The 13,120-nt window shown below is 69.6% G+C and carries 12 protein-coding genes and 1 tRNA gene; 4 read left to right on the top strand and 9 right to left on the bottom strand.

The genetic code is table 11. From position 1 onward, the window contains the following. Positions 1 to 22 precede the first annotated feature (22 nt). Together AC2AXK_RS05815 and AC2AXK_RS05810 are read right to left on the bottom strand one after the other, a co-directional pair. Positions 23 to 1,639, bottom strand: a complete 1,617-nt coding sequence (locus AC2AXK_RS05815; RefSeq protein WP_484344411.1) for an APC family permease — start codon at positions 1,637 to 1,639, stop codon at positions 23 to 25. Positions 1,640 to 1,722: 83 nt separating this feature from the next. Beyond that, positions 1,723 to 2,787: a DUF2776 family protein gene (locus AC2AXK_RS05810; RefSeq protein ID WP_484344410.1), complete on the bottom strand. Its 1,065-nt coding sequence runs from the start codon at positions 2,785 to 2,787 to the stop codon at positions 1,723 to 1,725. Positions 2,788 to 3,005: 218 nt separating this feature from the next. Here AC2AXK_RS05810 and gadC point away from each other — a divergent pair, with 218 nt between their 5' ends. The 4 genes from gadC (at position 3,006) to AC2AXK_RS05790 (ending at position 7,127) form a co-directional block, all read left to right on the top strand. Then, complete coding sequence (gene gadC, locus AC2AXK_RS05805; protein WP_484344409.1) at positions 3,006 to 4,475, top strand: glutamate/gamma-aminobutyrate antiporter GadC; 1,470 nt, start codon at positions 3,006 to 3,008, stop codon at positions 4,473 to 4,475. A gap of 5 nt (positions 4,476 to 4,480) precedes the next feature. Beyond that, complete coding sequence (locus tag AC2AXK_RS05800; RefSeq protein ID WP_484344408.1) at positions 4,481 to 4,924, top strand: hypothetical protein; 444 nt, start codon at positions 4,481 to 4,483, stop codon at positions 4,922 to 4,924. 70 nt (positions 4,925 to 4,994) lie between these two features. Beyond that, a complete protein-coding gene (gene gad / locus AC2AXK_RS05795; RefSeq protein ID WP_484344407.1) occupies positions 4,995 to 6,386 on the top strand; it encodes a glutamate decarboxylase in 1,392 nt (463 codons plus the stop codon). A gap of 66 nt (positions 6,387 to 6,452) precedes the next feature. Continuing rightward, on the top strand, positions 6,453 to 7,127 hold the full coding sequence (locus AC2AXK_RS05790) for a hypothetical protein (protein ID WP_484344406.1): 675 nt from the start codon (positions 6,453 to 6,455) through the stop codon (positions 7,125 to 7,127). Between the two features lie 42 nt (positions 7,128 to 7,169). Here the strand turns inward: AC2AXK_RS05790 and AC2AXK_RS05785 are convergent, their stop codons facing one another. The 7 genes from AC2AXK_RS05785 to aroH all read right to left on the bottom strand — a co-directional run bounded on the left by AC2AXK_RS05785 (position 7,170) and on the right by aroH (position 13,097). Beyond that, positions 7,170 to 7,877, bottom strand: coding sequence for a DUF4389 domain-containing protein (locus tag AC2AXK_RS05785; protein WP_484344405.1), 708 nt, complete (start codon positions 7,875 to 7,877; stop codon positions 7,170 to 7,172). A gap of 190 nt (positions 7,878 to 8,067) precedes the next feature. Then, positions 8,068 to 8,141, bottom strand: a tRNA-Pro gene (locus AC2AXK_RS05780). An 81-nt stretch (positions 8,142 to 8,222) separates the two neighbouring features. Further along, positions 8,223 to 9,617, bottom strand: coding sequence for a UTP--glucose-1-phosphate uridylyltransferase (locus tag AC2AXK_RS05775; RefSeq protein ID WP_484344404.1), 1,395 nt, complete (start codon positions 9,615 to 9,617; stop codon positions 8,223 to 8,225). Positions 9,618 to 9,715: 98 nt separating this feature from the next. After that, entirely contained in the window at positions 9,716 to 11,260 is a 1,545-nt protein-coding gene (der, locus tag AC2AXK_RS05770) for a ribosome biogenesis GTPase Der (RefSeq protein WP_484344403.1), read from the bottom strand. Between the two features lie 48 nt (positions 11,261 to 11,308). After that, positions 11,309 to 12,013, bottom strand: coding sequence for a lysophospholipid acyltransferase family protein (locus AC2AXK_RS05765; RefSeq protein WP_484344402.1), 705 nt, complete (start codon positions 12,011 to 12,013; stop codon positions 11,309 to 11,311). Beyond that, the gene (gene cmk, locus AC2AXK_RS05760; protein WP_484344401.1) at positions 12,010 to 12,738 is read right to left on the bottom strand and encodes a (d)CMP kinase; all 729 of its coding nucleotides are present in this window, start codon (positions 12,736 to 12,738) and stop codon (positions 12,010 to 12,012) included. The genes AC2AXK_RS05765 and cmk overlap by 4 nt, the downstream gene beginning before the upstream one ends. Then, positions 12,735 to 13,097, bottom strand: coding sequence for a chorismate mutase (gene aroH, locus AC2AXK_RS05755; protein WP_484344400.1), 363 nt, complete (start codon positions 13,095 to 13,097; stop codon positions 12,735 to 12,737). Before aroH ends, cmk begins: the two co-directional genes overlap by 4 nt. Positions 13,098 to 13,120: the final 23 nt, after the last annotated feature.

The raw sequence follows: 13,120 nt of genomic DNA, 5'->3' as shown, positions 1-13,120 counted from the left end.
CCGCGCCCGGCACACGGCGTGGTCACGTGGGTCGGTCCACCCTCACCATGGGGACGGTGGCGACCGCGGCAGCCGCTGCGGCGGCCGGCAGCGCGGACCGCACTCCCCATCCGAACAGCGCCAGTGCGAAGGCGGACACCACGAGCATGTCCACGCCGAGGGGCAGCACCTCGCGGCCCCCTCCGAACCGCCCGAGGAACGTGATCGTGAGCAGTCCGGCGTAGTAGGGGCCCAGCCAGACGAGCGACGGCAGTGCGAGCGACCGCCGCAGGGACGGCTCACGGACCAAGCGCCAACCCAGCACGGCGACCCCGACGGCGATCGGGATGGTCAGCTTGATCATCGTCTCCCATCCCGTCCAGTAGATGATCAGACTGATCGCGACGAAAGCGACCCGCGCCAGGACGGACACACCGTGGAGCCGGAACGGTCGAGGCCGGTCCGGCACCTGGCGGCGGAGCGCGACGACGGTGACCGGCCCGAGGCACATCGACAGCACGACGGCGCCCGAGTTGAAGGACAGCAGCTCCGCCCAGCCATCACGGAACACGAGCAGGAGCACCAGACCGACGGCGAGGTTGAGGATCATTGCTCGCACCGGTACCCGGTGCCGGGAGAAGCGGGCGACCGAGCGTGGGAACAGGCCGTTGCTCGCGACCGCCACCGCGAGCCGCCCGGTCGATGCCGTGGAGACGAGTCCTGCACCGAAGGGGCCCAGCACGGCGTCGGCGACCAGGAGTCGCGCCAGCGCCGTCATGCCGAGTGCGGTCAGCACGGCGGCGAGGGGTCCGTTGGCGCCCCCCTGGTCCAGACCTGCCCAGCCGCGATCGAGGTCAGCGGGGTCGGTCGCACCGATGAATCCGAGCTGGAGGAGCGTGAAGAGCACCGTACAGATGATGATGCCGCCGACGAGCGCGACGGGGATCGTCCGCTGCGGGCGCCGTGCCTCGCCCGCGAGGTCGAGTGCGTGCCTGAACCCGAGGAAGGCGAACGCGACGCCTCCGCTCGTGATGGCGCTCAGCACTCCCGCGATCCCCTCGGGAGCGAAGCCCGTGGAGCGGATCGGCTCGGGTGAGAAGCGGGTGAGGAGTGCGACGGCGACGAGGGCAGGGATCAGGAGCTTGGCCCACGTCAGGGCCGTGTTGACGTGGGCGAAGAGCGCGACGCCGAACGCGTTGAGCGCCGTGAATGCGACGAGGACGACGGCGGCGGCGGCTAGCCCTGGCACGCTCAACCCGCTCTGTCCGTTCGCCGCCGAGTCCGCGACGAAGAGCCAGTCGAACACCGGCTCGTTGCTCGCGTACTCGAGCATCGCCTGGGTCTCGATGGGCGCGGCCGTCACGTAGCCGACCCATGCCACCCAGCCGATGGCGACACCCACGCCCGGGCCGTGGCTGAAGGTGGGCAGCAGCCCCAGTCCCCCGACGACAGGGAGCATCGCCGAGACCTCCGCGAAGACCAGCGCGACGGTCACGAACATCAGACCCGCGATCGGCCACGCGAGAACCGCGGCCGGCCCGGCCTGCTGTGCTGCGAAGAGCGGGGCGAACAGGACCCCGGAGCCGACGACTCCCCCGACGGCGACGAAGGTCAGCGCCAGAGTGCCCAGCGACCGACCGGGTGCGCGTGACTGGTCCATTCCCGAACGATACGTCTCGGAGGAACATTGCGGGCTTTCCGGACAGCGTGCGCGTGCGGTGTGCGCACTGGCCGGTCCTGCGGTCACCCCGACGAGGACGTGCCGCTCTCCAGGATGGAGACGATGGAGTACAGCGTGAAGCAGATCGCGCCGAGACCCACGAGGACGTGCGCCGCGATGAAGACGCTCGGATCTGTGAAGGCCGCCTGGAACACGAATGCCGCGAGGAACAGACACGCGAGCGCCGTCACGACGGGGATGAGGGGCACCCGGTTCGCGAGGCTGAAGCTCCGACGCCAGACGAGCGCGAGGAGCCCGACCTTGCTGAGGATGCTGAAGCAGACCAGTCCGAGTCCGATCATGACGAACCCGGGCGTCCTGTAGTAGGGCTCGTCGTCGACGATGAGCAGCAGGACACCCCAGACCATGCCGACCACGCCCATGACGATGACGAGCCAGGGCCACCCGACCCGGTCCCTGGGGCTGTAGGAGTTCTGCACCTGGCGCAGGATGCTCCACACCAGGCCGATGAGGCTCGTGCAGATCATCGCGAGTCCGCAGACCACGTGCCCGACCGTGAACCTGCTCGGGGACGCGGGCAGAACGAGGTTGGTGATCCCCACCCCCCAGGCGACCGCGGCCAGGATCACGGGGAGCGCCGCGAGCAGGGCGGCGGTCCCGCGGGAGAACGCCTGCGCGGGCGGTGCGTCGTCCCCTGGCGGCCGCGCGGAGTTGGCCGGGATCAGGGAGAACTTCGTGGAGGCGGTGGCGACGGTGGCGATGCACCCGCAGATCAGGGCGAGTCCGAGCACGACGTGCCCCGCGACGTAGTAGGGGTCCTGGCCGTCACCGGAAGCGCCAGCGAAGACGACGATGCCGTACGTCGCGGTGCCGACCGCGGCGAGGAACCCGAGCGCGGGGTACACCACCCGGTCGACGGCATCGAAACGGCCGATGAGCTGACGGATGATCGTCGCGGCGGTGCAGAACAGGCAGAGACAGATGGCACCGAGGAACGTCACGACGCGCCCGGCCACGATGTTGCCGGAGGCCTCTCCCGCGGTCCAGACGTCCAGCCCGTATCCCACACAGACCGCCATCATGGCCAGCGGGATGGCCCGGAAGATGACACTGACCCACCAGTTCACGTGACCACGCCCCTCAGCGGCGACAAGGGTCGACGCTGACGCGTCGACCGACGGTTCTCCCGTCGACTTTCAGTAGAGCACCAGATCGTTCGACGCGCCGTAGATGTCCCGAATGTTCCGGGTGCGTGCTTCAGCACGTTATGCGAATCTAGAACGTGTTACCACGGAACGACCGGCACCTACCTCGCCGGCCAGGGCACGTAGCGAAAGGTGTGGAGATGGCTACTCGTGCAGACGGTCAGCCCCCGGCGTCGCAGAGATCGGCGCCGGGCCGCTCATTCATCAGCTGGACCTCTATGGCCATACTCATCGCCACGGCCGTGGCGAGCGTCCGCGGCCTACCCGCGATGGCTGCCTACGGGTGGGCGTCGATCTTCCTCTACGTCCTGCCTGCGATCCTCTTCATGGTCCCGGTGGCTCTCGTCGCTGCCGAGCTGGCCAGCGGATGGAAGGGCGGTGTGTTCGTCTGGGTCAAGGAGGCCTACGGAGACCGCCTCGGCTTCTTCGCCATCTGGCAGCAGTGGATGCAGAACGTCGCGTGGTACCCCGCGCAACTGGCCTTCTTCGCTTCCGCGCTCGCCTACGTGTTCAACCCTGGCCTTGCGAACTCCGGCATCTTCACCGGGCTCGTGATCCTCATCGTCTACTGGTTCTCGACCCTCATCGCCACACGCGGTGTGAGCGCCTTCGCCAAGGTCGGCACCTGGGGGTTCATCGTCGGCACGATCGTGCCGGCAGCCGCCCTGATCGTCTTCGCCGTCATCTTCATGACGGACGGCGGAAGCTCCCACCTGGCACCGGTGAGCGACGCGCAGTGGTTCCCGACGTTCACCGGACTCGCCTCCATCGTCCTCATCGTCAGCAACTTCCTCTCCTACGCGGGCATGGAGATGAACGCCGTGCACGTGACGGAGATGCGCAGGCCCAGCATCGAGTTCCCCAAGGCGATCGTGCTGTCCGTCGTCCTCATCCTGTTCGTCTTCATCCTGCCGACGCTGGCCATCTCCGTCGGGGTCCCCGGATCGAGCGTCAACCTCACACAAGGTGTGCTGCAGGCGTTCGACGTCTTCTTCAACCACCTCGGGATCCCCTGGGGCACCACGGTCATGGCCCTGCTCATCGTCGTCGGGATCCTCGCGTCGGTCGTGACATGGATTCCCGGACCGAGCCGCGGTCTCCTCATGGTCGGCAAGGAGGGCTACCTGCCTCCCCGCCTGCAGGGCACCAACAGCCAGGGCATGCAGGTCCCGATCATGATGGTCCAGGGGTTGATCGTCACCGCGATGGCCGTGCTGTTCGCCGTGCTCCCGTCGGTGCAGTCGGTCTTCTGGATCCTCACCGCGATGGCGGTCCAGCTCTACCTGATCATGTACATGATCATGTTCCTCGCAGCGATGCGGCTGCGTCGTACGCACCCCGACGTCAAGCGCGGCTTCCGTACCCCGGCCATGACCCTCGTCGGGACCATCGGCTTCCTCGGAAGCGCTGCCGCCTTCCTCCTCGGCTTCGTCGAGCCGTCCGGGAACGCCGGCGCGACGCCCCAGGGCGTCTACATCCTCATCCTCCTGGCGGGCATCGTCCTCCTCGGCGTCTGGCCGTTCGTCCTGTACAAGGTGCGCAAGCCGGAGTGGAAGATCGAGGCCTCGCCGGACCACACACATTCCGACGCACCAGCTCAGGAGGCCTGAGTCCCATGATGATCACGAAGCGTCCCCGAGCCGCCCACCGCGCCACCCTGCGGGCCGCAAGCCTCGCGGTCGTCGTGGGTGCCGCGCTCTGCGCCTGCACACCTGCCGGCACCGCCACCGATCCCGACGCGGACGAGGCACAAGAGCTGGCCGACCAGCTCAACGAGAGCCTCGCCGAAGCAGGCCTGCCGGAGCTCGACACGGCAACGGCTGCTGCCCTCTACGGCACCGACGGCGGCGTGAGCTGCGAGAACGTCGGTGAGCTGCAGCAGGAGCTGTCGCTGTCCCAGTTCGGCAACAACTCCGGGAACCTGCGCCGGGTGATCCTCGATCCAAGCGTCGTCGCCTATGACCTCGCGGTGGTCGAGACCTACTGCCCCGACAAGGTCGACGCGTTCCAGGACGTCATCGAGGACCTCGAGACAGGGGAGACCATCCCCATCCCGTAGCTCGACCCGCACAGCTCCATACACCAGAGACCGACCTGCGCGAGGACGCGCTGACCCGAGGAGAACATCCATGCTGCACAACAAGGACTCCGTCCGAGGCGCCCTGGAGGACGACGTCTTCGCGTCGAACGACCTCTCGGTCGCGATGCCCAAGTATCGGTTCCCGAAGGACGAGCACGTCGCACGGCACGTCTACCAGGTCGTGCACGACGAGCTCATGCTCGACGGCAACTCCCGCCAGAACCTCGCGACCTTCTGCCAGACCTGGGTAGAGCCCGAGATCAACGACCTCATGGCACTGTCCGTCGACAAGAACATGATCGACAAGGACGAGTACCCGCAGACCGCCGAGCTCGAGGGCCGGTGCGTGCACATGCTCGCCGACCTCTGGAACAGTCCCGACGCCGCCAACACCATGGGGACGTCGACCACGGGGTCGAGCGAAGCCGCCATGCTCGGCGGGATGGCACTGCTCTGGAAGTGGCGGGAACGGCGCCGTGCCGAGGGGAAGCCGACCGACCGGCCCAACCTCGTGACCGGACCGGTGCAGATCTGCTGGCACAAGTTCACCCGCTACTGGGACGTGGAGCACCGCGAGATCCCGATGGAGGGTGACCGCCTGCTCATGAACCCCGAGGAGGTGCTCAAGCGCGTCGACGAAAACACGATCGGCGTCGTCCCGACCCTCGGTGTCACGTTCACCTGCCAGTACGAGCCCGTGGCGGAGGTGGCGGCGGCCCTCGACAAGCTCCAGGAGGACACGGGCCTCGACGTGCCCATGCATGTCGACGGGGCCAGCGGCGGGTTCATCGCCCCGTTCGTGGAGCCGGACCTGCTGTGGGACTTCCGCCTGCCGCGCGTGAAGTCGATCAACGCCTCGGGGCACAAGTTCGGCCTGGCGCCCCTGGGGGTCGGTTGGGTCGTGTGGCGTGACGCCGAGGACCTTCCCGACGACCTCGTCTTCCACGTCAACTACCTCGGCGGCGACATGGCCGTCTTCGCGCTGAACTTCTCCCGCCCCGGCGGGCAGATCGTCGCGCAGTACTACAACTTCCTCCGCCTGGGCAGAGAGGGGTACCGCAAGATCCATGAGGCCGGGTACGAGACGGCGCGCTACCTCGCCGACGAGATCGCGCAGATGGGCCCGTTCGAGATGATCTACGACGGGCGCGGTGGGATTCCCGGGCTCACCTGGAAGCTCAAGGAGGGTGTGGACCACGGCTTCAGCCTCTTCGACCTGGCTGACAGGCTCCGCACCCGCGGATGGCAGGTGCCCGCATACACGCTGCCGCCGCACCGGGAGGACCTCGCCATCCAACGCATCCTCGTCCGGCACGACTTCAGCCGCGACATGGCCTCCCTGCTCCTCGACGACTACCGCCGATCCTTGGAGATCCTGGACAAGCACGGGCCCAAGGTGCCGCTGTCGGCCGAGGAAGGCAGTGGTTTCCACCACAACTGATGCCGTCGGACCTCAACGGTGTGACCGGTGGTCATCCCGAGCCGGGGTCAGGGGTGAGGCCCTGCCATGACCCCTGACCCCGGCTCGGAGGACGCCGTCCAGGCGTACGACGAGACGCGGTGGCCGATGGCGGCTGCCGTCGTCGTCGCCATGGCGCTGACCGTCGCACTCCCCGACAGCCTCCGGCTGGCCCAGCCCTGGGTGCTCCCCACGATCTCCGGCCTGCTGCTCGTGTCGCTGCTCGCGGGCGACCCCGGGACGATCTCGCGGCGCACCACCGAGCTGCGGGTGGCATCGATAGCACTGATCTCCGTGCTGTCGCTCGGGGCCGTGTGGTCCACCGTCCAGCTGGTCCAGGACCTCCTCACGGACGGTCCGGAGACGGACTCGGCAACCGAGCTGCTGCAGGCTGGTGGGTGCGTCTGGCTCGGCACCGTCATCGCCTGCGCGCTGCTCTACTTCGAGCTCGACTGCGGCGGGTCCGCTGCGCGCGCGGAACGGATGCCCCAGACCCCCGACCTCGCCTTCCCGCAGCAGCTCAACCCCGGTGTGGGCCCGGAGGGCTGGCGACCGCTGTTCTTCGACTACCTCTACCTCGGGCTGACGAACGCCACGGCGTTCAGCCCGACGGACGTCATGCCGCTGGTGCCGTGGGCCAAGGCCGTGATGTCCGCGCAGGCCGTCACGTCGTTGGTCATCACCGGTCTCGTCGTGGCCCGGGCGGTGAACGTGCTCGACTGACGACCGCGACGGTGCGCGCCGCGGCGCCCCCCGTGGACGCGGTTACCGCGTGCCGCCCGGTCCGGGCACCGCCGGCACGGTGCCCGGGTCGTCGCCACCCTGATCGAGCCGGAAGGGCGGGTACTGGTCCGTCATGAGGCTCGTGTACGCGCCCACCCGCAGCATCCACCGGTTCATACCGAGCACGAGGTCGTAGATCGACGTCGGGTACCGGCCGCTGCACAGGAGCGTCACAGCGGCGATGAGCACGAGCAGCCCGTTGAGCCCGCTGGCCCACGTCCACGAGTCCTGCCCGTTGGCCGTCGCCTCGTTGGCGAGGTAGACGCTGCCGCCAGCGAAGAACGACAGGACGAGGTAGTGCGGGATCGCCAGCAGCCACCACTTCACCAGCACGAGACCCCGGGAGAGTCGCTCGGGGTACTCCACCCCGAGGTGGGCCGGGTAGTCCGGCACGTCCGCCAGCGTGAAGGGCGGATATCGGTCGGTACCCAGCACACCGTAGGTGTAGTGGGTGACGCGCCAGCTCCAGCGCATCACCCCGACGTTGAAGTCGAAGACCGGGCGCGGATAGCGGCCGGTGACGAGGATCGAGAAGAAGGCGACCACGCTGAGGACGGCGAACGCCAGCCACAGGAAGACGAGCACCACGTAGTGCGGAAGGGCCAGCAGCCACTTCACGAGCCACAGCCACCGGTTGAGCGTCGGGTCGAGGTGGGCGTCCACCCGGACGGGATAGGTCGACGGGCTCATGACGCGTCCTCCCGGCTGGCACGCGCGGTGTGCTCACCGCACACACCCAGCATGCTCCGTCGGATGAGAAAGAGCGCGTCGGCCCGTGCCCACAGTCCGCCCTCTGCTGGCCGTGCTCACAGCACATCGACAGACGCAGAAGGCCGGCCCTGGCTCAGCGTCTCCGCTGAGCCAGGGCCGGCCTCGTCTGTCGGGCTGACAGGATTTGAACCTGCGACCCCTTGACCCCCAGTCAAGTGCGCTACCAAGCTGCGCCACAGCCCGTGGGTCCCGGAGGACCTCACCGGTCCCGCAGGACCGTTGAGAATATTACCCCACGTGAGAGGCCCTCCAGGACACGACGCGCTACTCGACGATGCCGTCGTCGGTGATGAGCGAGCCGGCGGGCACGATCGTCGGCTCGCCAGCGCCGCCGAGGACGGCCTCGCCCACCGCTCGTACGTCACCCTCGAACGTCCAGTCCCCGACCACCGAGAACGCGGTCGCCTCGACGAGCGACGGCGGGCCAGCCGCGAAGCGCGCGTCGAAGGCTGCGATCGTCTTGTAGTACGAGGGGTCCAGCGTGACGAGCGGAGCCTCCACGCGGGCGGTGAGGCGGTAGTCCTCCCCCAGCTCGTACACGTCGGAGCGCAGCACCAGGAGGTCGTTCGTCGTCTTGACGGGCAGGAACCGGGAGCGGTCCACCTCGATCGCCACGGCCCCGTCGAACACCTCGATGGCGGCGCCCATCGCCGACTCGATCTGGATGACCGGTGTGGACGAGCCGTCTGTCGGGTCGACCGTCTTGGCGTTGCGGATCACCGGGAGGTGCAGCACCCCCCCGGTGCGCTCGAGCTCGTCGGCGAGCGCCTGCAGGTCGAACCACAGGGAGTTCGTGTTGAAGTACTTGTGGGTGCTGATGTCGCCGGCCGCCTCGGCGTCGGCGTCGAGCACCTGCGCGCTCTCCCGCAGGACGATCCGCCCGTCGGACGTGCGCACGACGAGGTGGCCGCCCTTGCGGTCCGCCGCCGTGCGCCGCGCGACCTCGGCCGCGAACGGCGCGCCGGACGCCGCGAACCAGCCGGCGACCGCGGGGTCGGGAGCCGCCCCGAGGTTGTCGGAGTTGGACACGCTCACGTACCGGAAACCCTGCTCGAGCAGGGCGGTGAGCACCCCGGACGTCTGGAGGGCGGTGTAGAGGTCGCCGTGGCCCGGCGGGCACCACTCGAGGTCAGGGTCGGCGGGCCACTCCACGGGCGTGAGGTCGTCCGCGCGGAGCTTCGGCTCGCGGTTCTGCAGGAAGTCCAGGGGCAGGCCCTCGACCGCCAGGTCCGGGTAGGCGGACAACGCCGCGAGGGTGTCGTCGCGCGTGCGGAAGCTGTTCATGAAGATCAGCGGCAGGCGGACGCCGTACTCTGCGCGGGCGTGGCGCACCTGGCCGACGATGACGTCGAGGAACGTCTGCGTGCCCCGGACCGTGAGGAGCGACTTCGCCCGGTCCATGCCCATCGACGTGCCGAGGCCGCCGTTGAGCTTGATGAGCGCGGTCGCCGCGAGCGCCTCCCGCCCCACCTCGTCCGAGATCTCGAGGTCCGCCTGGTGCGGGACGTCGGTCAGCGGCTGGACCTCGGACTCGGGGATGACGCCCGTGTCGCCGGACTCCAGCAGCCGGTAGAAGTGGGAGAAGACGTCGACCGCTGTCGGGTGCACGCCACCGTCGAGCATCTTCTGCTGTGCCTGGTTCAGCCCGGTTTCGCTCATGGCTCTGATGGTACGGAGACGGGCGCCGCCCGGACAGGTGAACCTGTGAGGAACAGGTCACACTCTCCGGACGACGCCCGCACCGGTCGAGCCGGGGATCAGCGCTTGCGCTTCTCCCGGACCCGGACAGAGATCGTGATCGGTGACCCCTCGAAGCCGAACGTCTCGCGGAGGCGACGCTCGATGAACCGGCGGTAGCCGGCCTCGAGGAAGCCGGTCGCGAAGAGCACGAACCGCGGCGGGCGCGTGGAGGCCTGCGTCGCGAAGAGGATGCGCGGCTGCTTGCCGCCACGCAGCGGGTGCGGGTGGGCAGCGACGAGCTCGCCGAGGAACGAGTTGAGGCGTCCCGTCGGGATGCGGGTGTCCCAGGACTCGAGCGACTTCTCCAGCGCCGGCACGAGGCGGTCGGTGTGCCAGCCCGTCTGCGCCGAGATGTTCACCCGGGGTGCCCACTGCACCTGGACGAGCTCCTTCTCGATCTCCCGCTCGAGGAACGGTCGACGGTCCTCGTCCATGAGGTCCCACTTGTTGTAGGCGATGACCACGGCGCGGCCGGAGTCGATCACCTGGGAGATCACGCGGGTGTCCTGCTCGGTGAGCGGGACGCTCGCGTCGAGGAGCACGACGGCGACCTCGGCCTTCTCGATCGCGGCCTGGGTGCGCAGCGAAGCGTAGAAGTCAGCGCCCTTCGTCTGGTGCACGCGGCGGCGGATGCCGGCGGTGTCGACGAAGGTCCACTGCTTGCCCTTGAGCACGACGAGCTCGTCGACGGGGTCGCGGGTGGTGCCTGCCGTGGAGTCCACGACGACGCGCTCGGAGCCCGCCACCTTGTTGAGCAGCGACGACTTGCCGACGTTCGGGCGTCCGACGAGGGCGACGCGGCGTGGACCGTCGGGAACGACGACGCCGTGCTCCGACGTCGTCGGCAGGGCGCGCATCGCGGCGTCGAGCAGGTCACCCGTGCCGCGCCCGTGGAGGGCGGAGACCGGGTGCGGCTCGCCGAGACCCAGGCTCCACAACTCCGAGGCGTCCGCCTCGGCGCGGGGGCCGTCGACCTTGTTGGCGCACAGCACCACCGGCTTGCCGGACTTGCGCAGGAGCTTGACGACCTTCTCGTCGGTGGCCGTCGGCCCCACGGTCGCGTCGACGACGAACAGCACCGCGTCCGCGAGCGAGATCGCGATCTCGGACTGCTCAGCGACACGTGCTTCCATGCCGAGGACGTCGACCTCCCAGCCACCGGTGTCGACGAGCATGAACTGCCGTCCCGACCACTCGGCGGGGTAGCTCACGCGGTCCCGGGTCACGCCGGGCTTGTCCTCGACGACGGCCTCACGGCGGCCGAGGATGCGGTTGACGAGGGTCGACTTGCCGACGTTCGGGCGGCCCACGACGGCCAGCACGGGCAGCGGGGCGGCGGGCTCAGCGGCGCGGCCGTCCTCGAGCGAGCCGCCGAGGAGCGCGAGGTCGTCCTCGGCCAGGTCGTACTCGGCGAGGCCGGCGAGCAACGCCCGCTCGCGGGCCTCGTCGGAGACCTCGTCGTCCTGCTCGGCCGGTCGCTCGACGGACCCGTCGGCACGCTCGACGATGGGGTCCCCTGCAGGGACGAGGTCTTCGGACGGGTTCTGCTCAGACACACTCATACACCCATTGTCCCAGCCTCAGGGCCCTTTCACGAACACCGTCCGTGACTACGTCGGGGCGCGGCGGTTCGGGTCGTCGACCGGCAGCTCGATCCCCGTGCGCTGCACGGCCCCCGCGACGTGGACCGCGAGCGCGGCGCGGACCGTCTCGTGGCCGACCTCGAGCGCCCGCTTCCCGCTGACCCCGGGCGGACGTTCGATGACCACCGGCGCGCCGAACTCCACGACGAGCCGGCGCCGGAAGCCGGGCAGGCTGCCCACGGCCTCTCCGGTGCGCCGGGTGCCGAGGATCGCGACGGGCACGACCGGGGCGTGCCCGTTGATCGCCAACCACGCCACCCCAGCGCGGGCGGACGCCGCGTCGCCCCGTCCGCGGTTGCCCTCGGGGAAGATGCCGACCACTCCCCCGCGCCGCAGGACAGCGAGCGCCGAGACGAGCGCGCCGCGTCCGCCGTCCCGCAGGCCGTCCTGGTCGATGGGGATCTGCCCGGCGCCCCGCAGGATCACCCCGAGCACGCCGGTGAACAGTGACTCCTTGACGATCATGTGCACGCCACGTGACGCGATCCCGACGACGACGGGGCCGTCCATGAGACCGGTGTGGTTCGCGGCCAGGATCACCGGACCCGTCGCCGGGACGTGGTGGGCACCGTGCACGCGGGTGTCCCACACGCCGCGCGCGAGGAACCGCCCCACCCATCGGCCCCACCGAGGACCCCAGGGCCCTGGCGCCGCGGGTGGGGCGGAGCTCATGCCTGGTCGCCCGTCACCTGCGCCACGACGTCGAGGACCGCGACGACGGTCTGCTCGAGGTCGAGGTCCGAGGAGTCGACCGTGACGACCCCGTCGGCAGCGACGTGGAACTGGGAGACCGTCGAGTCGTCCGCGTCGCGGCGCAGCACCTGGTCGCGCGTGGCCTCGACGGCGGCAGCGTCGTCGGCGCCGTGGACGTCCCTGGCACGACGCGCGAGCCGCGCCGCCTCGCTCGCGGTGAGCAGCAGGCGCACGTCGGCGTCGGGAGCGATGACCGTCGTGATGTCACGCCCCTCGGCGACCACCCCGGCACCGCCGGAGAAGCCCGCCGTGCGCTCCTCGTCGATGACGGCCCGCTGCCGGCGGCCCAGCTCCGCGCGCACCCGTGGGTTCGTCGCGACAGCGCTCACGGCTGAGGAGATCGACGACTCCCGGATGGCCTCCCCGATGTCCGTGCCCGCCACCTCGACCGACGGGTTGTCCGGGTCGACGCCGATGACGAGCGGCAGGTCCGCCACCAGCGCGGCCACCGCATCGGCGTCGGCGAGCTCGACGCCCTTCTCGAGGCACCACCACGTCGCGGCCCGGTACATGGCACCCGTGTCGAGGTACGCCAGCCCGAGCCGGCGAGCGACCTCGCGCGAGACGCTCGACTTCCCGGAGCCCGAGGGTCCGTCGATGGCGACCGTGAGACCCGTCCCGACGATCGCGTCCGGTCCGGTCACTGGGCGAGGTCCTTGCGCAACGACGTCGCCCCGTAGAGGTAGACGTGACGCACGTCCGAGCGCGGACGGTCGAGGTTCGCGTGGGCCATGAGGCGCACCACGCGCGGGAGCGCGTGCTCGACAGAGATCTCCGTCGCGCACATGAGCGGCACGTCGCCGAGGCCCATCTCCCGGGCGGCCGCGGCGGGGAAGTCCGCCACGAGGTCCGGGGTGCAGGTGAAGAGGATCGAGATGAGGGCCTCGGAGTCGAGGTCGTTGGCCTCGAGGACCTCGCGCACCAGCTCGGTCGTGCGCTCGAACAGGTGCTCGCGTTCGTCGACGTCGAGCTGTGTGGCGCCACGGATCGCGCGCACCGTCATGGGTGACTCCCTGGTGTTGTGAT

This window comes from Sanguibacter sp. Z6_81, assembly GCF_057180625.1.
The sequence above is the reverse complement of the archived record's forward strand: the minus strand, read 5'-3'. Positions and strand labels throughout refer to the sequence as shown.